The organism is Pseudomonas asplenii (assembly GCF_900105475.1).
Lineage (GTDB): Bacteria > Pseudomonadota > Gammaproteobacteria > Pseudomonadales > Pseudomonadaceae > Aquipseudomonas > Aquipseudomonas asplenii.
In genome coordinates this window covers 2,026,713-2,048,892 of sequence record NZ_LT629777.1, presented here as the reverse complement: position 1 = coordinate 2,048,892, position 22,180 = coordinate 2,026,713, and the positions used below count along the sequence as shown (strand labels likewise).

The following is a 22,180-nucleotide window of genomic DNA, read 5'->3' as shown; positions in this document are numbered from 1 at the left end:
CGTTCTAAGGATCCAGCATGAGCAAGAACCGAATCACCTTCATCGGCGCCGGCAACATGGCAGCCAGCCTGATCGGCGGTTTGCGCGCCGAGGGCCTGGATGCCGCATTGCTTCGCGCCAGCGATCCGGGAGCCGAGACCCGTGCACGGGTTGCGGCCGAGCACGGTATCGAAGTATTTGCCGACAACGCCGAGGCCGTCCAGGGAGCCGATGTGGTGGTGCTGGCAGTCAAGCCACAGGCCATGAAAGCCGTGTGCGAAGCCCTGCGTCCCAGCCTCAAGCCCAACCAGCTGGTGGTATCCATCGCCGCCGGCATCACCTGCGCCAGCCTGAACAACTGGCTCGGCGAGCAACCGCTGGTGCGCTGCATGCCCAACACGCCGTCGCTGCTGCGCAAGGGCGTCAGCGGCCTGTACGCCACCCGCCAGGTATCCGCCGAACAGCGCCAGCAGGCACAGACCCTGCTGGCGGCCGTCGGCTCGGCCCTGTGGCTCGACGAAGAACAGCAGTTGGATGCGGTCACCGCCGTATCCGGCAGCGGCCCGGCGTACTTCTTCCTGCTGATCGAGACCATGACCGCCGCCGGTGAAAAACTCGGCCTGCCGCGTGACATCGCCATCCAACTGAGCCAGCAGACCGCTCTGGGCGCCGCGCACATGGCGGTCGCCAGCGATGTGGATGCCGCCGAGCTGCGTCGTCGGGTAACCTCCCCGGCCGGCACCACGGAAGCCGCAATCAAAACATTCCAGGCCGGTGGCTTCGAAGCCCTGGTAGAAAAGGCGCTCGCCGCCGCCGCCCAGCGTTCGGCCGAAATGGCCGAGCAACTCGGTCAGTAATCGAGGAACTACTTGATGTTCGCACTCAATAGCGCTGCCATTTTTGTCATTCAAACCCTGGGCAGCCTGTATCTGTTGGTGGTGCTGCTGCGCTTCATCCTGCAACTGGTACGGGCCAACTTCTATAACCCGCTCTGCCAATTCACCGTGAAGGCCACCCAGCCGCTGCTCAAGCCGATGCGCCGGGTGATCCCGAGCCTGTTCGGCCTGGACATGTCCTCGCTGGTGTTGGCGATCATCGTGCAGATGCTGCTGATGGCGGTGATCCTGCTGCTCAGCTACGGCATGACCGGCCATATCGGCTACCTGCTGATCTGGGCGATCATCGGTATCACCTCGCTGTTCCTCAAGGTGTTCTTCTTCGCCATGATCATCAGCGTGATCCTCTCCTGGGTCGCACCCAGCAGCCAAAGCCCGGCGGCCGAGCTGGTGTACCAGATCAGCGAGCCGGTGCTGGCGCCCTTTCGCAAGATCCTGCCGAACCTCGGTGGCCTGGATATCTCGCCAATCCTGGCCTTCCTGGTGATCCAGTTGCTGCAGAGCTACGTGATCCCGCCGCTGGCGGTGATGAGCGGCATGCCTGAAGTGCTGTTCCGCCTGATCTGATGCACCACTGCAAGGCAACTTGCCCTTGTGGGAGCCGGCTGGCCGGCTCCCACAAGATTCGCTCCCCAGCAGGCACGGCCCGCGCTGCTTGCCGCTGATCCCCCCGCTCATTAGACTTACGCCTCATTCAAGCGTGAGCAGGGTCGATGTCCACTGTCTTTCCCCACGATTCCGTCGGGCTGGTCGTGCCGCAAACGGCACACTTCAGCGAGCCCCTGGCCCTGGCCTGTGGTCGCTCCCTGCCGGCCTACGACCTGATCTACGAAACCTACGGCACCCTCAACGCCACGGCGAGCAACGCGGTGCTGATCTGTCACGCCCTGTCCGGCCATCATCACGCGGCGGGCTACCACAGCGCTGAAGACCGCAAGCCCGGCTGGTGGGATAGCTGCATCGGCCCCGGCAAGCCGATCGATACCCGCAAGTTCTTCGTGGTCAGCCTGAACAACCTTGGCGGCTGCAACGGTTCCACCGGCCCGAGCAGTCTCAACCCGGAGACCGGCAAACCCTTCGGCGCCGACTTCCCGGTACTGACCGTGGAAGACTGGGTGCACAGCCAGGCGCGCCTTGCCGATCGCCTCGGTATCGGCCAATGGGCCGCAGTGGTCGGCGGCAGCCTTGGTGGCATGCAGGCCATGCAATGGACCATCACCTACCCGGATCGCGTTCGCCATTGCGTCGCCATCGCCTCGGCGCCCAAGCTGTCGGCGCAGAACATCGCCTTCAACGAAGTCGCACGCCAGGCGATCCTCACCGACCCCGAATTCCACGGCGGCTCTTTCCAGGAACACGGCGTGATTCCCAAGCGCGGGTTGATGCTGGCGCGAATGGTCGGGCATATCACCTACCTCTCCGACGACTCCATGGGCGAAAAATTCGGCCGCGGGCTCAAGAGCGACAAGCTCAACTACGACTTCCACAGTGTCGAGTTCCAGGTCGAAAGCTATCTGCGCTACCAGGGCGAGGAATTTTCCGGACGTTTCGACGCCAATACCTACCTGGTCATGACCAAGGCCCTGGACTACTTCGACCCCGCGGCCAATTTCGACAACGACCTGGCGAAGACCTTCGCCGACGCCAAGGCCAGCTTCTGCGTGATGTCGTTCACCACCGACTGGCGCTTCTCGCCGGCCCGCTCGCGGGAACTGGTGGATGCGCTGATGGCCGCGCGCAAGGACGTCTGCTACCTGGAAATCGACGCCCCGCAAGGCCACGATGCCTTCCTGATCCCGATCCCGCGTTACCTGCAGGCGTTCGGCAACTACATGAACCGAATAGCGCTGTGAGGACCCCATGAGAGCCGACCTGGAAATCATCCAAGACTGGATCCCCGCTGGCAGCCGCGTACTTGACCTGGGTTGCGGCGACGGCGAACTGCTGAGCTGGCTGCGCGATAACAAGCAGGTCACCGGCTACGGCCTGGAAAACGACGCGGACAACATCGCCGCCTGCGTGGCCAAGGGCATCAACGTCATCGAACAGGACCTGGACAAGGGCCTGGGCAACTTCGCCAGCAACAGCTTCGATATCGTGGTCATGACCCAGGCCCTGCAAGCCGTGCACTACCCGGACAAGATTCTCGACGAAATGCTCCGAGTCGGGCGCCAGTGCATCATCACCTTCCCCAACTTCGGCCACTGGCGCTGCCGCTGGTACCTGGCGAGCAAGGGTCGCATGCCGGTTTCCGAGTTCCTGCCGTACACCTGGTACAACACGCCGAACATTCACTTCTGCACCTTCGAAGACTTCGAAGAGCTGTGCCGCGAGCGCCAGGCCAGGGTCATCGATCGGCTTGCGGTGGATCAACAGCACCGTCACGGGTGGGCCAGTAAGCTATGGCCTAATCTGTTGGGAGAAATCGGTATCTACCGCGTCAGCAGCCCTGGCCTGCTGGAGCACAAGATCGCGATATGAATCACGAGGGTTCGAGGAGGATGATCATGGGACGTCTGGCGATTTTTCTGTTGAGCGCCTGCCTGGGCCTGTCGGCCATGGCCGCCGACGCCATCAAGGGCGAGCGCCAGGAAGTGTTCGGTGATATCACCGTGCACTACAACACGCTCAACTCCACCTACCTGCAACCGGACATCGCCCAGGCGACCGAACTGGTGCGCAGCAAGAACCAGGGCGTGATCAACGTCGCGGTACTCAAGGCCGGCAAACCGGTGGTGGCCCAGGTCAGCGGTGCTGTCAAAGACCTGACCAACAAGCGTCTGCCGCTGAGCTTCAAGCAGATCACCGAGCCCGGCGCGGTCTACTACATCGCCCAGTTCCCGGTGCCCCAGCAGGAGAATCGGACCTTCGAGATCGCGGTCACCAGCGGCGGGCAAACCCATACCTTCAGTTTCAACCAAGAGCTTTTCCCAGGCGAATGATGAACTTCACCCAATTGGTATTGGCCAGCCATAACGCTGGCAAACTCAAGGAACTGCAGGCGATGCTCGGCGAGTCGGTGCAATTGCGCTCGATCGGCGAGTTCAGCAGCGTCGAACCTGAGGAAACCGGCCTGTCGTTCGTCGAGAACGCCATCCTCAAGGCCCGCAATGCCGCGCGCATCTCCGGCCTGCCGGCGCTGGCCGACGACTCGGGCCTGGCGGTGGACTTCCTCGGCGGCGCACCGGGCATCTATTCGGCCCGCTATGCCGATGGCAAGGGCGATGCGGCGAACAATGCCAAGCTGCTCGAAGCCCTCAAGGATGTGCCTGAAGCCGAACGGGGCGCACAGTTCGTCTGCGTGCTGGCGTTGGTACGGCACGCAGACGACCCGCTGCCGATCCTCTGCGAAGGCCTCTGGCATGGCCGCATCCTCACCGCCGCCAGCGGCGAGCACGGTTTCGGCTACGACCCGCTGTTCTGGGTGCCGGAGCGCGACTGCTCCAGCGCCGAGCTGAATCCCGTGGAAAAGAATCAACTCAGCCATCGCGCCCGTGCCATGGTCCTGCTGCGGCAACGCCTGGGCCTGAAATGACCCGGACTTCCTCCGCGCTGCCGCTGATCCACGGTGGCGCGCAACCTCCTCGGGCAGCCTTGCCGCAGTTGCCGCCCCTGGCGCTGTACATCCATATTCCCTGGTGCGTGCGCAAATGCCCGTACTGCGACTTCAACTCCCACGCCGCCAGCCCGGAGTTGCCGGAAGAAGAGTACGTCGATGCGCTGCTGGCCGATCTCGAACAAGACTTGCCAGCCGCGTATGGTCGCGAGTTGAGTTCGATTTTCTTCGGTGGTGGCACGCCGAGCCTGTTCAGCCCCCAGGCGCTGGGACGGCTGCTCAAGGGGGTCGAGGCACGCATCCCGTTCGCCGACGACATCGAAATCACTCTGGAGGCGAATCCTGGAACCTTCGAGCAGGAGAAGTTCACCGCCTACCGGCAGTTGGGCATCAATCGCCTGTCGATCGGCATCCAGAGTTTCCAGGAAGACAAGCTCAAGGCCCTCGGCCGCATCCACAGCGGCGGCGAAGCCATGCGGGCAGCGGACATGGCGCGCCAGGCCGGCTTCGACAACTTCAACCTGGACCTGATGCACGGCCTGCCCGACCAGTCTCTGGAAGACGCCCTGGGCGATCTGCGCCAGGCCATCGCGTTGAAACCGACGCATCTGTCCTGGTACCAACTGACCCTGGAACCGAACACGGTGTTCTGGAACCAGCCGCCGACGCTGCCGGAAGACGACACCCTGTGGGACATCCAGGAAGCCGGCCAGGCCCTGCTGGCCGAGCATGGCTACGCCCAGTACGAGGTGTCGGCCTACGCCCAGCCCGGCCGAGCGGCACGGCACAACCTGAACTACTGGAGCTTCGGCGACTTCATCGGTATCGGTGCTGGCGCCCACGGTAAGCTCAGTCACCCGGACGGGCGTATCGTGCGCACCTGGAAAACCCGCCTGCCCAAGGACTACCTGAACCCCGCCAAGCACTTCCAGGCCGGGCAGAAGGCCCTGGACAACGACGAGCTGCCGTTCGAGTTCCTGATGAACGCCCTGCGCCTGACCGAAGGCGTCGACGCGGTCTTGTTTGCGCAACGCACCGGGCTTGGTCTCGACAGCTTGAACGAAGGGCGGGCCGAGGCAGAACAAAGCGGCCTGTTGCAGGTCGAACCGACACGACTGGTTGCGACCGCTCGCGGACAGTTGTTCCTCAATGACCTGCTGCAACACTTTTTGACCTAAGGAAACCCCATGGATCTGATACTCGGCCTGCTTGCCACGGTATCGCGCTGGAGCCGCAGCAACCTATCGGAAATTTCCCTGGCGCTGGTGGGATGCCTGCTGGTGCTGTTCGGGGCGGATCTCAAGGCCTGGGTCGACCAGCGCCTGGGCAGCATCGCCGGCGCCCTGCGTGTGCCGCTGATGGCCCTGCTGTGCATGATCGGCAGCGGCCTGGCGCTGATCTACGCCACGCCCTGGGTGGTGCGGGGATTGAGCCAGTTCAACAACTACAGCCTGGCGCCGGTGCTGTTGGTGGTGTTGATCCTGATCGGGGTGGTGGCGGATAGGCGTTGAGTGCCTGATACCGCTATAACTGCAAAATCGATCACGTTGTGGGAGCCGGCTTGCTGGCGATAGTGGCGTGTCAGTCGCTAAAAATGTCGACTGTCAGATCGCTATCGCCAGCAAGCCGGCTCCCACTCGTATCACGTCACTCCCACAAGGGGTGTCAGGCCAGCTTTTCGAACTTCAGGTCCCACACACCGTGCCCAAGGCGCTCGCCACGGCGCTCGAACTTGGTGATCGGCCGCTCGGCCGGACGCGGCACGCACTTGCCGTCTTCCGCCAGGTTGCGATAACCCGGCGCGACGTTCATCACTTCCAGCATGTACTCGGCATACGGCTCCCAGTCGGTCGCCATGTGCAGAATGCCACCAACCTTCAACTTGCTGCGCACCAGTTCGGCGAAGGACGCCTGGACGATACGGCGCTTGTGATGCCGGCTCTTGTGCCATGGATCGGGGAAAAACAGCATCAGCCGGTCCAGGCTGTTGTCCGCCACGCAGCGGTTGAGCACTTCGATGGCGTCGCAGTCATAGACCCGCAGGTTCTTCAGGCCCTGGGTCAGTACGCCATTGAGCAACGCCCCCACCCCCGGACGGTGCACTTCGACACCGATGAAGTCCTGATCCGGCGCAGCCGCCGCCATCTCCAGCAGGGAGTGACCCATGCCGAAGCCGATTTCCAACGAGCGCGGCGCAGAGCGGCCAAACACCTGATCGAAATCCACCGGCGCATCAGCCAGCGGCAGGATGAACAGCGGCCCACCCTGCTCCAGGCCCTTCTGCTGACCTTCGGTCATGCGCCCGGCACGCATCACAAAACTCTTGATACGGCGGTGTTGGCGCTCTTCGCCTTCTTCCGTGTGGATTGGCGTTTCGTTCGATTCAGTCATCAAAGGCTCTTACTTGATCAGACCATCCAGCGGCGAGGACGCGCTGGCATAGAGTTTTTTCGGCATGCGGCCGGCGAGATAGGCCAGGCGACCGGCAAGGATGGCGTGCTTCATCGCCTCGGCCATCAGGATCGGTTGCTGGGCATGGGCGATGGCCGAGTTCATCAGAACCGCTTCACAGCCCAGTTCCATGGCGATGGTGGCGTCGGAGGCAGTGCCCACACCGGCATCCACCAGCACCGGGATCTTCGCTTCTTCCAGGATGATCTGCAGGTTGTAGGGGTTGCAGATACCCAGCCCGGTACCGATCAGGCCGGCCAGCGGCATGACCGCGATGCAGCCGATTTCCGCCAACTGGCGGGCGATGATCGGATCATCGCTGGTGTAGACCATCACGTCGAAACCTTCCTTGACCAGCACTTCGGCGGCCTTGAGGGTCTCGATCACGTTGGGGAACAGGGTCTTCTGGTCCGCCAGCACTTCCAGCTTGACCAGCTTGTGGCCGTCCAGCAGCTCACGGGCCAGGCGGCAGGTACGCACGGCCTCGATGGCGTCGTAGCAACCGGCGGTGTTCGGCAGGATGGTGTAGCGATCCGGCGGCAGCACATCCAGCAGGTTCGGCTCGCCCGGGTTCTGGCCGAGGTTGGTCCGGCGCACCGCGACGGTGACGATCTCGGCACCCGAGGCCTCGATGGCCAGGCGGGTTTCTTCCATATCGCGGTATTTGCCGGTGCCGACCAGCAGGCGGGATTGGTAGGTACGGCCGGCCAGCACGAAGGGCTTGTCGCTACGAACAGTGCTCATGCACACATCCTCTTGAAGGGTTCAGGGCTTGCTGGGTGGATCAGGGCGTGAAATCGGGACGGACTAACCGCCGCCGATGGCATGTACCACTTCGACCTGATCGCCTTCACGCAGGGCGGTCTCGGCGTGCTGGCTACGCGGGACGATATCCAGGTTCAACTCGACCGCCACTCGCCGCCCGACCAGGTCGAGGCGGGTCAGCAACGCCGCGACGGTTTCGCCGTCGGGCAGTTCAAAGGATTCGCCGTTCAATTGAATGCGCATGCGCCGGGCTGCCATCATTTTTTAGGGGCCAATATTCTAGCCCGATCAGTCCAGGCGACCCAAGCCATTCGTCTTTAATACGGCCCCAGCGGTCCGCTCAGGCGCCAGGCAACCAGGCCCAGGCAGAACCAGCCGACGAGAAAGGCCAGACCACCGAACGGCGTGATGATGCCCAACTTGCTCACGCCGCTGAGGGTCAGCAGGTATAGGCTGCCGGAGAACAGCAGGATGCCGACGGTAAATGCCGAGCCGGCCCAGGTCACCAGCCGCCCGGGGACGTGCGCAGCCAGCAGCGCCACACCGAACAGCGCCAGGGCATGTACCAACTGGTAGGTGACGCCGGTGTGGAAGATCGCCAGGTAGTCGGCGCTCAGGCGGTTTTTCAGGCCGTGGGCGGCAAAGGCCCCGAGGGCAACGCCGGTGAAACCGAAAAACGCGGCAAGCAGCAGAAAACCACGTAGCATGACGAACTCCATTCAGTGGGCACAGGGTCTGTATAATGGCCCGCTCCTACGCCCCGGCCAAGCCATCTCTATGCTGCAGTTCCTTTTCCGTCGCCTGCTGACCGCCCTGAAATGGTTCGCCATCGCCAGCATCCTGCTGGTGCTGCTGTTTCGCTGGGTGCCACCACCGGGAACGGCGCTGATGGTCGAGCGCAAGATCGAATCGTGGACCGACGGCCAGCCGATCGACCTGCAACGGACCTGGAAACCCTGGGACCAGATCAGCGACGAACTCAAGGTCGCGGTCATGGCCGGCGAAGACCAGAAGTTTCCGGAACACTGGGGCTTCGACTTCGACGCGATCCAGGCGGCCCTCCAGCACAACGAGCTCGGCGGTTCGATCCGTGGCGCCAGCACCCTCAGCCAGCAGGTGGCAAAGAACCTGTTCCTCTGGTCCGGCCGCAGCTATCTGCGCAAGGGACTGGAAGCCTGGTTCACCGTGCTGATCGAGACACTGTGGCCCAAGCAGCGGATTCTCGAGGTGTATCTGAACAGCGTGGAGTGGGACGACGGCGTGTTCGGCGCGGAAGCGGCGGCGCGGCATCATTTCGGTGTCAGCGCGGCGGCCCTGTCGCATCAGCAGGCCAGTTTGCTGGCGGCGGTGCTGCCCAATCCGCGGGAATGGAGCGCCAGCCATCCGAGCACCTACGTGGCGCGGCGGGCGGGCTGGATTCGCCAGCAGATGAGCCAGCTGGGCGGCACCGGGTATCTGGCTGGGCTGAACGATTCACGCAAGGCGCCCTGGGCGCGATAGCCGGGTTACCGTGGTGCCTGGTCGGACTGCATAAACCCGCCAAGCGCTGAACAACCCGCGCACCGGCACACCAAACAAAAACGCCCCGAACAAGTCGGGGCGTTTTTCATTGCAGCGAAGGCTTAGGCAGCAATCGACAGCTTCAGCTTGTTCATCGCACTCTTTTCCAACTGGCGAATCCGCTCGGCCGAAACGTTGTACTTCTGCGCCAGGTCGTGCAGCGTGGCTTTCTCTTCCGCCAGCCAGCGCTGGTAGAGGATGTCGCGGCTACGCTCGTCCAGGACTTCCAGGGCCTCGTGCAGGTTGCTGTTGGAGTTCTCGCTCCAGTCGGCATCCTCCAGCTGACGCGCCGGGTCGTAACGATGGTCTTCCAGGTAGTTGGCCGGGGACTGAAACGCGCTGTCATCGTCGGCTTCTGCCGCCGGATCGAACGCCATGTCCTGGCCGGTCAGCCGGCTTTCCATCTCGCGCACTTCACGCGGCTCGACACCCAGGCTTTCCGCCACACGGTGGACTTCCTCGTTGTTCAACCAGGCCAGACGTTTCTTCTGGCTGCGCAGGTTGAAGAACAGCTTGCGCTGGGCCTTGGTGGTCGCCACCTTGACGATCCGCCAGTTGCGCAGGATGAACTCGTGGATTTCCGCCTTGATCCAGTGCACGGCAAACGACACCAGGCGCACACCCATTTCCGGGTTGAAGCGCTTCACGGCCTTCATCAGACCGACGTTGCCTTCCTGGATCAGGTCAGCCTGGGCCAGGCCGTAGCCGGAATAGCTACGCGCGATATGGACGACGAAACGCAGGTGGGCCAGCACCATTTGCCGAGCGGCCTCGAGATCCTGCTGATAGTAGAGACTCTCGGCCAGTTCACGCTCCTGCTCCGGCGATAACAGCGGAATGCTGTTCACCGTGTTGACGTAGGCCTCCAGGTTCGCACCCGGGACCAACGCATAAGCAGGTTGCAAAGAAGTGGTCATACGAAAAAACCTCCGACTCACATGACTCGTGCAGTGAAGCACTGCGAAAATTGACCGGGAACCGCAGAACAAGTTCCTCGAACCGCTACTACGGTCAATACCAACAAAAACACATTAATTTGACATTAATTGGTTCAATTACTTCGGTGCCAGCTCCCGCAGGTGCCGTGCGACCGCAATCCACGCACCGATATACCCCAACAACACGGCGCCAAGCAAGAGCGACAGACCATCGGCGACAGGGACACCCGTCAGAGCAAAATCGCTGCCGTAGAGGCCCGCGAGCCCGACTACCGCTTCGTTCAGCCAGTCCAGACCGAACGCCAGGACGCCCCAGGACAGAATCCCCGCGCCAAAGCCATAAAGCGCGCCCATGTACAGAAAGGGCCTACGCACATAGCTATCGGTGCCGCCCACCAGTTTAATCACTTCTATCTCGGTGCGGCGGTTTTCAATATGAAGACGAATGGTATTGCCTATCACCAAAAGTAATGCGGACACCAGCAACACCGTCAGACCGAAGACAAACTTGTCGCCGAGCTTGAGAATCGCCGCCAAACGCTCGACCCAGACCAGATCCAACTGCGCCTGCTGCACCTTGGGCAGCTCGGCCAGACGCTGGCGCAAGGCTTCCAGCGCCGGCTTGTCGACTTCGTCCGGCGTCACCAGCACCACACCCGGCAACGGATTCTGCGGCAACTCCTTGAGCGCCTCACCCAGCCCGGACTGCTGCTGGAACTCGTCCAGCGCCTTTTCCTTGCTGATGAATTCGGCATCGGCCACGCCAGGCATGGCCTTGATCTGCTCGCTCAGGCTCTCACCTTCGCTCGAGCTGGCATCCAGTTGCAGGTACAGCGAAATCTGCGCCGCACGCTGCCAGGAACCGCCCAGGCGTTCGACATTGTTCAGCAGCAGCGACAGCCCCATCGGCAGGCTCAGGGCCACCGCCATCACCATGCAGGTGAAGAAGCTGCCGATCGGATGCTTGCCCAGCCGCCGCAGGCTGTCCGCCAGGCTGGCGCGATGGTTTTCGATCCAGGCACGCAGCAGGGTACCGAAGTCCGGACCGTCGTCTTCGTCGCGTTTTTTCTTCGGTGGTGGCGCGTCAGAGGCTTTCGGAGCCACGCGCTCGGCCACTTTCGGGCTACGGGTCGCACTCATACACCAGCCTCCCCATCGCCGATCAATCGGCCGCGTTGCAAGGTCAGCATGCGATGGCGCATGCGGGCGATCAGGGCCAGGTCGTGACTGGCGATCAGCACGCTGGTGCCCAGGCGGTTGATGTCCTCGAACACCCCCATGATCTCCGCCGCCAACCGCGGGTCAAGGTTACCGGTCGGTTCGTCGGCAAGCAGCAGTGCCGGGCGGTGAACGATGGCCCGGGCGATACCGACACGCTGTTGCTGGCCGGTGGACAGGTCGCCGGGGTACAGCTCGGCCTTGTCCGACAGCGCCACGCGCTCCAGGGCCGAATCCACCCGTTTGGCGATCTCGACCTTGGACAACCCCAGAATCTGCAACGGCAGGGCGACGTTATTGAACACCGTACGGTCGAACAGCAGTTGGTGGTTCTGGAACACCACGCCGATCTGCCGGCGCAGAAACGGAATCTGCGCATTGCTGATCTGGCCCAGGTCCTGGCCGGCCAGCAGCAGCTTGCCGGAGGTCGGCCGCTCCATCGCCAGCAACAGGCGCAGCAAGGTGCTTTTACCGGCACCGGAGTGACCGGTGACGAACAAGAACTCGCCACGACGAACTCGAAAGCTCAGCTCATGCAAGCCGACGTGACCGTTCGGATAGCGTTTACCGACCTGTTCGAAACGAATCATGAACGCTCCCGCTCGGCGAAAAGAGCCTGGACAAAGGGTTCGGCCTCGAAGGTCCGCAGATCGTCGATGCCTTCGCCCACCCCGATATAACGGATCGGCACAGCGAACTGCTTGGCCAGCGCGAAGATCACCCCGCCCTTGGCGGTGCCATCGAGCTTAGTCAATACCAGGCCGGTCAGTTGGACCGTCTGGTTGAATTGCTTGGCCTGATTGATCGCGTTCTGCCCGGTACCCGCGTCGAGCACCAGCAGCACCTCATGAGGCGCGTGCTCATCGAGCTTGCCAATCACCCGACGGACCTTCTTCAGCTCCTCCATCAGGTTGTCCTTGGTGTGCAGGCGACCGGCGGTGTCGGCGATCAAGACATCGATGCCACGGGCCTTGGCCGCCTGCACCGCGTCGAAGATCACCGAAGCCGAATCGGCACCGGTGTGCTGGGCGATCACCGGAATCTGATTGCGCTCGCCCCAGACCTGCAACTGCTCCACCGCCGCAGCCCGGAAGGTGTCGCCAGCGGCCAGCATGACTTTCTTGCCTTCGAGCTGCAGCTTCTTGGCCAGCTTGCCGATGGTGGTGGTCTTGCCAGCGCCGTTGACGCCGACCACCAGGATTACGTAAGGCTTGTGCTGCGAGTCGATCTGCAATGGCTGCTCGACCGGCTTGAGCATCGCCGCCAACTCTTCCTGCAACGATTTGTACAGTGCATCGCTGTCGGTCAACTGCTTGCGGGCGACCTTCTGGGTCAGGCTGCGGATGATCACGCCAGTGGCCTCGACACCGACGTCGGCGGTCAGCAGGCGGGTTTCCAACTCTTCGAGCAGCTCATCGTCGATGGCCTTCTTGCCGAGGAACAGGCTGGCCATGCCTTCGCCGATACTGGCACTGGTCTTGGACAGGCCTTGCTTGAGACGGGCGAAGAAGCCGGTCTTGAGCTCCGCAGCGGCTGGCTGGACCGGTGCTTCGACGACCGGTTCGGCCACCACGGGCTCAACAGCCACGACCGGCGCGGATACGGGAGCAGGCACCGGCTCGACCACCGCAGGAACCACTGGCGCTGGCGCCTCGACCACGACTGGTGCAGGTGCAGGTGCCGCTTCGACGATCTGCGGCGCAGACACGACCGGTTCAGCAACGGCTGCCGGTGGAATGGGCGGCACGACATGCTCGGCCTGGACATCTTCGACCAGCGCCACCGGCTCTTCAGCCACCGGCAACTCTGGCCATGGCGCGAGGGCTGGAGCAACCTCGGCAGCAGACTGCTCGCGCAGCGGCTCGCTGGTCGCTGGCGGCTCGACGGCAACCGGAGCCGTTTCGGCTAGCGGCGCTGGCGCCACCTCAGGCTGGACGGGCGGCTGTTCGACGACGGTTTCCTGCGGCTTTTTGCGCAGCCATCCGAACAGGCCTTTTTTCTCGCCAGCCGCAGCTGGTGTCTTCTTGTCGTCGTTGGAACCAAACATGGAGGACGGCTATCTCAAGGTAGCAACGCGCCATAGGCACGTCGGCAAATGATATTCGATGCAGAACAGACTGCGATTTAACCCGCTTGTTCACGCGCAACATTTTGTCGAGAAGATCAAACTTCTCTCAAGTCAGACGCCAAACGAAGATCTGGAACGGCAAAATCGGCGAAAACACCACGATCTGCAGAGTCAGAGCGCGGGTTTCGACCGTTGACCCATACAGCCTTTTCGGGCCTGGCACGCAGCACAGGAACCGGATAGACGTGGCCGCCAGTAAAACGGATCAGTATCCTAGCACCTCCTCGCCCGCCGACGCTAAACCCAGCGGGCAGTCCTACAGGTTTAAGAACGAATGAATGCTCTAGCCCGCCGCGCTGCCGGCCTGTTGCTCAGCACGCTTTGCCTACCGCTCACGGCGCTGGCCGCCGATCCGCAACCGACCCACGAATTCACCCTCGACAACGGCCTGAAGGTCGTGGTCCGCGAAGACCACCGTGCGCCCGTGGTGGTGTCGCAGGTCTGGTACAAGGTCGGTTCGAGCTACGAAACCCCGGGCCAGACCGGCCTGTCCCACGCACTGGAACACATGATGTTCAAGGGCAGCGAGAAGGTCGGCCCCGGCGAGGCCTCGCTGATCCTGCGGGATCTGGGTGCCGAGGAAAACGCCTTCACCAGCGACGACTACACCGCCTATTACCAGGTCCTGGCCCGTGACCGCCTGGGCGTGGCCTTCGAACTGGAAGCCGACCGCATGGCCAGCCTGCGCCTGCCGGCCGACGAGTTCAGCCGCGAGATCGAGGTGATCAAGGAAGAACGCCGCCTGCGCACCGAGGACAAGCCGATGGGCAAGGCCTTCGAGCGCTTCAAGGCGCTGGCCTACCCGGCCAGCGGCTACCACACGCCAACCATCGGCTGGATGGCCGACCTCGACCGCATGAAAGTCGAGGAACTACGCCACTGGTACCAGGCCTGGTACGTGCCGAACAACGCGACCCTGGTGGTCGTCGGCGACGTCACCCCGGACGAGGTGAAAACCCTGGCACAGCGCTACTTCGGCGCGATCCCCCGGCGCGACACGCCACCGGCGAAGATCCCGCGCGAACTGGATGAGCCCGGCGAACGGCAGATCACCCTGCACGTGAAGACCCAGTTGCCGAGCCTGATGCTCGGCTTCAACGTACCGAGCATCGCCACCGCCCAGGACCCACGTTCGGTCAATGCCCTGCGCCTGATCGCCGCGCTGCTCGATGGCGGCTACAGTGCCCGCCTCTCCTCCCAACTGGAGCGCGGCGAAGAGTTGATCTCCGGTGGTTCGGCCAGCTACAACGCCTACACCCGTGGCGACAGTCTCTTCACTCTGTCGGCGACGCCAAATGCACAGAAGAAGAAAACCCTGGCCAACGCCGAGGCCGGTCTCTGGCGCCTGCTGGACCAGCTCAAGACCAAGCCACCTACCGCCGAAGAACTTGAACGTGTACGCGCCCAGGTCATCGCCGGACTGGTCTACGAGCGCGACTCGATCACCAGCCAGGCCACCGCCATCGGCCAATTGGAAACCGTCGGCCTGTCCTGGAAACTGATGGACAGCGAACTGGCCGACCTGCAAAGCGTGACGCCGGAAGACATCCAGAAGGCCGCCCGCACCTACTTCACCCGCGAACGTCTCAGCGTCGCCCATGTACTGCCCGAGGAAACCCGCCCATGAGCAAGCCCAAGGGTTCGCGTTTCACCCTGCCCGGCCTGGCCCTGATTGTCGCCGTCGGCAGCTTCGGCCTGCCCCTGCTAGGCCTGTCCAGCGCCCAGGCCGGCCAGGCTCTGGAGGAGGCCAAGTCGGGCCATAAGTTGCAATCGCTGAGCGAACTGGACGACAAGGCGCCCGCCCGGCGCAGCCTGAACGTACAAACCTGGAATACCGCCGAAGGCGCCCGGGTGCTGTTCGTCGAGGCCCACGAACTGCCGATGTTCGACCTGCGCCTGACCTTCGCCGCCGGCAGCAGCCAGGACGGCAAGACCCCGGGCCTGGCCACGCTGACCAACGCCATGCTCAACGAAGGGGTGGCCGGCAAGGATGTCGGCGACATCGCCCAGGGCTTCGAAGGCCTCGGTGCGGATTTCGGCAACGGCTCCTACAAGGACATGGCGATCGCCTCGCTGCGCAGCCTGAGTGCCGCCGACAAGCGTGAGCCGGCCCTGAAGCTGTTCGCCCAGGTGGTCGGCAAACCGACCTTCCCGGCCGACTCCCTGGCCCGGATCAAGAACCAGCTGCTGGCCGGTTTCGAGTTCCAGAAGCAGAACCCCGGTAAGCTGGCGAGTCTGGACCTGTCCCAGCGCCTGTACGGCGACCATCCCTACGGCCACCCCAGCGAAGGCACGGCGAAAAGCATGCCGCCGATCACCGTCGCCCAGTTGCGCGCCTTCCACGCCAAGGCCTACGCCGCCGGCAACGTGGTGATCGCCCTGGTCGGCGACCTCTCGCGCAGCGAGGCCGAAGCGCTGACCGCCGAGGTTTCGGCGGCCCTGCCCAAAGGCCCGGCACTGCCGAAGATCGCCCTGGCCAAGGACCCGCAAGCCAGCAAGGGACATATCGAATTCCCTTCCAAGCAGACCACCATCCTGATGGCCCAGATGGGTATCGACCGCGCCGATCCCGACTACGCCGCGCTGTCGCTGGGTAACCAGATCCTCGGTGGCGGCGGTTTCGGCACCCGCCTGATGAGCGAAGTGCGGGAAAAACGCGGACTGACCTACGGCGTCTATTCCGGTTTCAGCCCGATGCAGGCCCGCGGGCCGTTCATGATCAACCTGCAGACCCGCGCCGAAATGAGCGAAGGCACGCAGAAGCTGGTCGAGGACGTGTTGGCCGACTACCTCAAATCCGGCCCGACCCAGAAGGAACTCGATGACGCCAAGCGCGAAATGGCCGGCAGCTTCCCGCTGTCCACCGCCAGCAACAGCGATATCGTCGGTCAGTTGGGCGCGATGGGTTTCTACAACCTGCCGCTGAACTACCTGGAAGACTTCATGCAGCAAACCCAGGCGCTGACCGTCGAACAGGTCAAGGCCGCCATGGACAAACACCTGAGTGTCGACAAGATGATCGTCGTCACCGCAGGCCCCACGGTACCGCAAAAGCCGTTGCCGCCGCCGACTGACAAACCCGCCGAGCAACCGCTCGGGGTTCCGGAGCACTAATGGCCAGCCCATCACGTCCCAGCAAGAAACCCGCCCACCCGCATAACGGGGTGAACAAACTGCGCATCATCGGCGGCGAATGGCGCAGCCGACGCTTGAGCTTTCCCGATGTTCCCGGGTTGCGCCCCACCCCGGACCGCGTGCGCGAAACCTTGTTCAACTGGCTGGCGCCGTATGTCGCCGGGGCCAAGGTCCTCGACCCGTTCGCCGGCAGCGGCGCGCTGTTCCTCGAAGCGTTGTCCCGTGGCGCCGCCATGGGCCAGGCACTGGATGCGAGCAACGTTGCCGTGTCCAACCTGCGTGAGCACCTGGGGACGCTACGCTGCACCGTCGGCCAGGTACAGACCGCCGACGCCCTGCGCTACCTGGAGGCCCAACCGGCCACCGCCTTCGATCTGGTGTTCCTCGACCCGCCGTTCAACCAGAACCTGCTGCCGGGTGTCTGCGCGCTGCTCGAAGAACGCCAGTGGCTGACCGACGACGCCTGGGTCTATACCGAAAGCGAAACCGCGCCCTCGACCCTTGCCCTGCCAGGCAACTGGCGCCTGCACCGCGAGCAGAAGTCCGGCCAGGTGTACTATGCGCTATGGCAACGCAGCGCACCGGCCGCCGGCTGATCGACCGACCGGGTGCGCCGCCTGGCGCACCTTCGACGAGACAGACCACCGCCCATGTCCAACCGTTTCAGCCCGGCTCCCGGCCTGGGCAACCCTCACCTGCAAACCCTATGGGGCCCGCTCTGGCGCAAGAAAACCGTCCTTGAGCGCCAGCGCGAACGACTCTGGCTGGAGGACGGCGACTTTCTCGATCTCGACTGGTTCGGGCCCCACGAGGCCACCGTGCCCCTGGTGCTGCTCCTGCATGGGCTGACCGGGTCTTCCAACTCACCCTACATCGTCGGCATGCAACAAGCCCTGGCTGCCCAAGGCTGGGCCAGCGTCGCGCTGAATTGGCGCGGCTGCTCGGGAGAACCGAACCTGTTGCCGCGCAGCTATCACTCCGGCGCCAGCGAAGACCTGGCCGCGACCATCGCCCACCTCAAGAGCAAGCGGCCACTGGCGGCGCTTTACGCCGTGGGTTATTCGCTGGGTGGCAATGTGCTGCTCAAGCATCTGGGGGAAAGCGCCGGCGACAGTGGCTTGCAGGCGGGCGTCGCGGTCTCGGTGCCGTTTCGGCTCGACCAGTGTGCAGACCGTATCGGCCAGGGTTTTTCCAAGGTCTACCAGGCGCACTTCATGCGCGAGATGCTCGCCTACATCAAGGACAAGCAGCGTCAGTTCCAGCATGACGGCCGGGTCGATGGGCTGGCGACCCTCAGCAGCCTCGGCCCGCTGACGGGGATGCGCACCTTCTGGGATTTCGATGGCCGGGTGACGGCGCCCCTGCATGGCTACCGGGATGCCGAAGACTATTACCGCCGGGCATCGAGCCGCTACTTTCTCGGGGCAATCCGCACGCCGACGTTGATCATCCAGGCGGCGGACGATCCCTTCGTGTTCCGCCACAGCCTGCCGGAGCCGGCCGAGCTGGCAACGGACACCGAGTTCGAACTGCAGGACAAGGGCGGCCATGTCGGCTTCGTCGACGGCAGCCTGGGCAAACCCGGCTACTACCTGGAGCGACGGATTCCAGAGTGGCTGGCCGGGCGCTGAAGCAATACCGCCAATCCCTGTGGGAACCGGCTTGCTGGCGATGGCAGTGTTTCAGCTGGCGAACAGGTCGACGGTTGAATCGCAATCGCCAGCAAGCCGGCTCCCACAGGTTTGCTTCCAATTCTGACTTCAGCGCCAGCCCCGGAACTCAATCGCCGGTAGCGATCGCGCGCTGCGAATCGGTGATCCACTCACTCCACGAGCCCGGATACAGGGTCGCCAGGGGATAACCCGCCAGGCTCAGCGCGAACAGGTTGTGGCACGCGGTCACCCCGGAACCGCAGTAGGCCACCAGTTCCTGCACGGAGCGATCGCCCAGTTTCGCGGCGAAGCGCTGCCTGAGCTGATCGGCCGGCAGGAACCGTCCATCGGCACCGAGGTTTTCATTGAATGCCGCACACTGCGCTCCCGGAATATGCCCGGCGATCGGGTCGATCGGTTCGACTTCGCCACGAAAACGCGGCAACGCGCGCGCATCCAGCAGGGTCATGGAAGGCTGGCCAAGCCGCTGTTGCAATTGTTCGGCACTGATCAACAGCGCAGAGTCCGCAGTGCCGTTGAACGTGCCACGACCACTCGGCGCCGGATTCAGGCTCAGCGGCAAGCCGGCCGCGTGCCAGGCTTTCAGGCCGCCATCGAGAATGAACACACCATCGCGCTTGCCCAGCCACGCCAGCAGCCACCAGGCTCGGGCCGCGTACATGCCGGGGCCGTCGTCATACAGGACGATTTCACTGTCGGCGCTGATCCCCCAGGCCTGCAGACGCTCCACCAGCGCCGCCGGCTCGGGCAGCGGGTGGCGCCCGGTCACGCCCTTGGTCACCGGACCGCTGAGATCACGCTCCAGATCGGCGAAGTGCGCCCCCTCGATATGCCCCTCGGCATAACTGCGCTGGCCATAGTCCGGGTCTTCCAGGGCAAAACGACAATCCAGGATCACCAACCCTGGCCGGGCTTGACGCTCGGCCAGTTGCTGCGGGCTGATCAGTTGCGCAAGGGGCATGACTCATTCCTCGTTAGTGGATAAACGCCAACCGGTGACCCCTAAGCCCCCTCAAGAGCCTTGGCCAGGGGGACATAAAATTCATTCAGCAACTTGTCGACGGCCTCACGGGCCTGGGGCGTGACGAAGCCCGACTCGAGCACCAGCACCTGATACACCCCGCGCTTGATCGACTCTTCACTCAGGTGATTGGCACTTTCCCGGGTGGTGCTGAGAAAACGCACCCAGGAAGTCAGGACAATCCAGGCATTGAGAGTCAGCGACTCGATCTGCACCGCGTCCATCGCCAGAATCCCGGCTTCGACGAAACCACCGTAGATCGACTGTCCCTGGATCAGGCAGCGCTGGGAAAATCGCCGATAACGCGCCGCCAGCTCGGCATCGCTTTCCAGCAGGTGTTCAAGGTCACGGTGCAGGAAACGATAGCGCCACATCGCCGCCAGCAGCGCCTTGAGATAGAAGCGCTTGTCGTCGATGGTCGCGGCGCGGCCCTGAGGCGGGCGCAGGAAGCTGTCCACCAGCGCCTCGTACTCGGCGAACAGCACGGCGATGATCGCCTGCTTGTTGGGGAAGTGGTAGTAGAGGTTGCCCGGCGAAATATCCATGTGCGCCGCGATGTGATTGGTGCTGACGCTGCGCTCGCCCTGCTGGTTGAACAGGTCGAGGCTGTTCTGGACGATGCGCTCGCTGGTTTTTATTCGTGGGGCCATGACTCGGCTTTACTTCAAGAATGCGATGCCCAGCATCTTACGGCCTATCACGCGACGGATAAACGGTTCGTGGCGCACACGGCTGTTGACATTTTCGAGCTTTAGCTCTAAACATTTGTTTAAAAATAAAAACACACCCAATGGAGCGCACCATGTCTGCCGAAATTGCCTACCTGCAGGAGTCCCAGCAGCAACTGAGCCAGCTCCAGCATCAATTCCAGGCCCTGCGCCAGGCTTACGCGGCGCATCCGATGCCGCCGGCCGAGCAACGCCGGCAGTGGCTGGAGAGCCTGCGCCAATTGCTCAGCGACGAACGGCAGGCAATCATCGACGCCATCAGCGTCGACTTCGGCAACCGCAGCGCCGACGAGACACTGCTCGGCGAACTGATGCCCAGCCTTCACGGCATCCATTACGCACGCAAACATCTCAAGGGCTGGATGAAGCCCGCACGGCGCAAGGTCGGCCTGGCCTTTCAACCGGCCTCGGCCAAGGTCATCTACCAGCCTTTGGGGGTGGTCGGGGTGATCGTGCCGTGGAACTACCCGCTGTTTCTCGCCATTGGCCCGTTGGTCGGCGCCCTCGCGGCGGGTAACCGGGTGATGCTCAAGCTCAGCGAATCGACTCCGGCCACCGGCCTGCTGCTCAAGGAGCTGTTGGGCCGGGTATTCCCGGAAGACCTGGTGTGTGTGGTCCTCGGTGACGTGGACATCGGCATGGCTTTCTCCAAGCTGCCGTTCGATCACCTGCTGTTCACCGGCGCCACCAGCATCGGCAAGCACGTGATGCGCGCCGCCGCCGAGCACCTGACACCGGTGACCCTGGAACTGGGCGGCAAGTCGCCAGCGATTGTCTCCAGCGACGTTCCCCTCAAGGACGCCGCCGAACGTATCGCCTTCGGCAAGACCCTCAACGCCGGCCAGACCTGCGTGGCCCCGGACTACGTGCTGGTACCGCAAGAGCGAGTAGACGCCTTCGTCGAAGCCTATCGCCAAGCGGTACGCGGCTTCTATCCGACCCTGGCGGACAACCCGGACTACACCAGCATCATCAACGACCGACAATTGGCACGGCTCAACGGCTATATCAGCGACGCCACCAGCAAGGGCGCGCAGGTGATTCCGCTGTTCGACCAAGGCCAACAACGCCGCATGGGTCACAGCCTGCTGCTGAACGTCAGCGATGACATGACCCTGATGCAGGACGAAATCTTCGGGCCGCTGTTGCCGATCGTCCCGTACAACGGCATTGATGAAGCTTTCGCCTACATCAACCAAAGACCTCGACCACTGGCGCTCTACTACTTCGGCTACAACAAGCGCGAGCAACAACGGGTCCTCCACGAAACCCACTCGGGGGGTGTCTGCCTCAACGACACCCTGCTGCACGTGCCCCAGGAAGACCTGCCATTCGGTGGCGTCGGTCCCTCTGGGATGGGCCACTACCACGGGCACGAAGGTTTCCTGACCTTCAGCAAGGCCAAGGGTGTGCTGACCAAGCAGCGCTTCAACGCTGCCCGGCTGATCTACCCGCCCTACGGCAAATCGATCCAGAAACTGATCCAGAAGTTGTTCGTTCGCTGACCTTCCATCCTTGCTCAGGTGAATAACAATAATGACTTACAGCCTGTCCGAATCTCCCGTGCTGTCCCGACGCGGCCTGCTGAAAATCGGCCTGTGTGCCAGCGCCTTCCTGACGACCGCCGGGCTGGCCGCCAGCCTCAGTGGTTGCTCGGCGGCCGGGCCGGCCAACAGTTTTGTCGTTCTGCAGAGCGCTGATCTGCCGTTCCTGCGGGCGCTGATCCCGGTGATGCTCGAAGGTGCCGTCAGCCCCGACAAGATGCCAGCCGCCATCGAGCAGACCCTGGCCAGCCTCGACAAGAGCCTCGCCCACCTTTCGCCGGAAATGCTCAAGCTCACCCGCCAACTGTTCGACGTACTCGGCATGGGACTGACCCGTGGACCGCTGACGGGAATCTGGGGCGGCTGGGAAAGCGCCAGCACCGAACAGATCCGGGCCTTTCTCAATCGCTGGGAAAACAGCTACCTGAGCCTGCTGCGCATGGGCCATGCCTCGCTGCTGCAACTGGTGATGATGGCCTGGTACAACCGCGCCGAATCCTGGGCCCATTGCGGCTACCCGGGGCCACCCAAGGTCTGAGCCCTCCTCGATCAGCCACACCTGTCAAAACAACAATAAAAGAGGCGTCA

General features: G+C 63.2%; 25 protein-coding genes. 15 read left to right on the top strand and 10 right to left on the bottom strand.

All coding sequences use genetic code 11. The features are described from left to right. Positions 1-17: 17 nt before the first annotated feature. The 8 genes from proC (at position 18) to BLU37_RS09260 (ending at position 5,942) form a co-directional block, all read left to right on the top strand. On the top strand, positions 18-836 hold the full coding sequence (proC, locus tag BLU37_RS09295) for a pyrroline-5-carboxylate reductase (protein ID WP_090204267.1): 819 nt from the start codon (positions 18-20) through the stop codon (positions 834-836). A gap of 15 nt (positions 837-851) precedes the next feature. Beyond that, positions 852-1,442 (top strand): YggT family protein, encoded by a 591-nt coding sequence (locus BLU37_RS09290; protein ID WP_010444928.1) that lies wholly within the window; start codon positions 852-854, stop codon positions 1,440-1,442. A gap of 146 nt (positions 1,443-1,588) precedes the next feature. Next, the gene (metX, locus tag BLU37_RS09285) at positions 1,589-2,728 is read left to right on the top strand and encodes a homoserine O-succinyltransferase MetX (RefSeq protein ID WP_090204263.1); all 1,140 of its coding nucleotides are present in this window, start codon (positions 1,589-1,591) and stop codon (positions 2,726-2,728) included. A 7-nt stretch (positions 2,729-2,735) separates the two neighbouring features. Continuing rightward, positions 2,736-3,356, top strand: coding sequence for a methionine biosynthesis protein MetW (metW, locus tag BLU37_RS09280; protein ID WP_010444931.1), 621 nt, complete (start codon positions 2,736-2,738; stop codon positions 3,354-3,356). Positions 3,357-3,382: 26 nt separating this feature from the next. Continuing rightward, a complete protein-coding gene (locus BLU37_RS09275) occupies positions 3,383-3,817 on the top strand; it encodes a DUF4426 domain-containing protein (RefSeq protein ID WP_029530573.1) in 435 nt (144 codons plus the stop codon). Continuing rightward, on the top strand, positions 3,814-4,410 hold the full coding sequence (gene rdgB, locus BLU37_RS09270; RefSeq protein ID WP_010444935.1) for an RdgB/HAM1 family non-canonical purine NTP pyrophosphatase: 597 nt from the start codon (positions 3,814-3,816) through the stop codon (positions 4,408-4,410). Before BLU37_RS09275 ends, rdgB begins: the two co-directional genes overlap by 4 nt. Then, positions 4,407-5,609 (top strand): radical SAM family heme chaperone HemW, encoded by a 1,203-nt coding sequence (gene hemW, locus BLU37_RS09265; protein WP_090204260.1) that lies wholly within the window; start codon positions 4,407-4,409, stop codon positions 5,607-5,609. The genes rdgB and hemW overlap by 4 nt, the downstream gene beginning before the upstream one ends. A gap of 9 nt (positions 5,610-5,618) precedes the next feature. Continuing rightward, positions 5,619-5,942, top strand: coding sequence for a DUF3392 domain-containing protein (locus BLU37_RS09260; protein WP_010444939.1), 324 nt, complete (start codon positions 5,619-5,621; stop codon positions 5,940-5,942). A 154-nt stretch (positions 5,943-6,096) separates the two neighbouring features. Here the strand turns inward: BLU37_RS09260 and trmB are convergent, their stop codons facing one another. From trmB to BLU37_RS09240, 4 genes are all read right to left on the bottom strand, one after another. Beyond that, positions 6,097-6,822: a tRNA (guanosine(46)-N7)-methyltransferase TrmB gene (trmB, locus tag BLU37_RS09255; protein ID WP_029532975.1), complete on the bottom strand. Its 726-nt coding sequence runs from the start codon at positions 6,820-6,822 to the stop codon at positions 6,097-6,099. A gap of 9 nt (positions 6,823-6,831) precedes the next feature. Continuing rightward, on the bottom strand, positions 6,832-7,626 hold the full coding sequence (locus BLU37_RS09250; protein WP_090204257.1) for a thiazole synthase: 795 nt from the start codon (positions 7,624-7,626) through the stop codon (positions 6,832-6,834). Between the two features lie 63 nt (positions 7,627-7,689). Further along, a complete protein-coding gene (gene thiS, locus BLU37_RS09245; protein ID WP_010444944.1) occupies positions 7,690-7,890 on the bottom strand; it encodes a sulfur carrier protein ThiS in 201 nt (66 codons plus the stop codon). A 74-nt stretch (positions 7,891-7,964) separates the two neighbouring features. After that, entirely contained in the window at positions 7,965-8,354 is a 390-nt protein-coding gene (locus BLU37_RS09240) for a DUF423 domain-containing protein (RefSeq protein WP_090204254.1), read from the bottom strand. A gap of 70 nt (positions 8,355-8,424) precedes the next feature. On the opposite strand from BLU37_RS09240, the gene mtgA reads away from it, so the two are divergent. Continuing rightward, the gene (mtgA, locus tag BLU37_RS09235) at positions 8,425-9,147 is read left to right on the top strand and encodes a monofunctional biosynthetic peptidoglycan transglycosylase (RefSeq protein WP_090204251.1); all 723 of its coding nucleotides are present in this window, start codon (positions 8,425-8,427) and stop codon (positions 9,145-9,147) included. A gap of 122 nt (positions 9,148-9,269) precedes the next feature. On the opposite strand, the gene rpoH is transcribed toward mtgA, so the two are convergent. The 4 genes from rpoH to ftsY form a co-directional block, all read right to left on the bottom strand. Further along, positions 9,270-10,124, bottom strand: a complete 855-nt coding sequence (gene rpoH, locus BLU37_RS09230) for an RNA polymerase sigma factor RpoH (protein WP_010444950.1) — start codon at positions 10,122-10,124, stop codon at positions 9,270-9,272. A 138-nt stretch (positions 10,125-10,262) separates the two neighbouring features. Then, positions 10,263-11,285: a permease-like cell division protein FtsX gene (ftsX, locus tag BLU37_RS09225; RefSeq protein ID WP_090204248.1), complete on the bottom strand. Its 1,023-nt coding sequence runs from the start codon at positions 11,283-11,285 to the stop codon at positions 10,263-10,265. After that, complete coding sequence (gene ftsE, locus BLU37_RS09220; protein WP_017903464.1) at positions 11,282-11,953, bottom strand: cell division ATP-binding protein FtsE; 672 nt, start codon at positions 11,951-11,953, stop codon at positions 11,282-11,284. Before ftsE ends, ftsX begins: the two co-directional genes overlap by 4 nt. Continuing rightward, positions 11,950-13,410, bottom strand: a complete 1,461-nt coding sequence (ftsY, locus tag BLU37_RS09215; protein WP_090204244.1) for a signal recognition particle-docking protein FtsY — start codon at positions 13,408-13,410, stop codon at positions 11,950-11,952. The genes ftsE and ftsY overlap by 4 nt, the downstream gene beginning before the upstream one ends. 355 nt (positions 13,411-13,765) lie before the next feature. Between ftsY and BLU37_RS09210 the strand changes: the two genes are divergently transcribed. The 4 genes from BLU37_RS09210 to BLU37_RS09195 are packed head-to-tail and all read left to right on the top strand — an operon-like array spanning position 13,766 to position 18,257. After that, positions 13,766-15,118, top strand: a complete 1,353-nt coding sequence (locus BLU37_RS09210) for a M16 family metallopeptidase (RefSeq protein WP_090204239.1) — start codon at positions 13,766-13,768, stop codon at positions 15,116-15,118. Then, positions 15,115-16,605: a M16 family metallopeptidase gene (locus BLU37_RS09205; RefSeq protein WP_090204234.1), complete on the top strand. Its 1,491-nt coding sequence runs from the start codon at positions 15,115-15,117 to the stop codon at positions 16,603-16,605. Before BLU37_RS09210 ends, BLU37_RS09205 begins: the two co-directional genes overlap by 4 nt. After that, complete coding sequence (gene rsmD, locus BLU37_RS09200) at positions 16,605-17,222, top strand: 16S rRNA (guanine(966)-N(2))-methyltransferase RsmD (protein ID WP_010444961.1); 618 nt, start codon at positions 16,605-16,607, stop codon at positions 17,220-17,222. The genes BLU37_RS09205 and rsmD overlap by 1 nt, the downstream gene beginning before the upstream one ends. A gap of 54 nt (positions 17,223-17,276) precedes the next feature. After that, positions 17,277-18,257: a hydrolase gene (locus BLU37_RS09195; protein ID WP_090204230.1), complete on the top strand. Its 981-nt coding sequence runs from the start codon at positions 17,277-17,279 to the stop codon at positions 18,255-18,257. 148 nt (positions 18,258-18,405) lie between these two features. Here the strand turns inward: BLU37_RS09195 and BLU37_RS09190 are convergent, their stop codons facing one another. Together BLU37_RS09190 and BLU37_RS09185 are read right to left on the bottom strand one after the other, a co-directional pair. Then, entirely contained in the window at positions 18,406-19,260 is an 855-nt protein-coding gene (locus BLU37_RS09190) for a sulfurtransferase (RefSeq protein WP_090204227.1), read from the bottom strand. A 41-nt stretch (positions 19,261-19,301) separates the two neighbouring features. After that, positions 19,302-19,970 carry a TetR/AcrR family transcriptional regulator gene (locus BLU37_RS09185; RefSeq protein WP_010444966.1) on the bottom strand — a complete coding sequence of 223 codons (669 nt, stop codon included), beginning with the start codon at positions 19,968-19,970 and terminating at the stop codon, positions 19,302-19,304. A 152-nt stretch (positions 19,971-20,122) separates the two neighbouring features. Here BLU37_RS09185 and BLU37_RS09180 point away from each other — a divergent pair, with 152 nt between their 5' ends. Both BLU37_RS09180 and BLU37_RS09175 read left to right on the top strand, forming a co-directional pair. Further along, entirely contained in the window at positions 20,123-21,553 is a 1,431-nt protein-coding gene (locus BLU37_RS09180; RefSeq protein ID WP_090204225.1) for a coniferyl aldehyde dehydrogenase, read from the top strand. A 31-nt stretch (positions 21,554-21,584) separates the two neighbouring features. Continuing rightward, positions 21,585-22,130, top strand: a complete 546-nt coding sequence (locus BLU37_RS09175; RefSeq protein ID WP_090204222.1) for a twin-arginine translocation pathway signal protein — start codon at positions 21,585-21,587, stop codon at positions 22,128-22,130. The last annotated feature ends 50 nt before the right edge of the window (positions 22,131-22,180 follow it).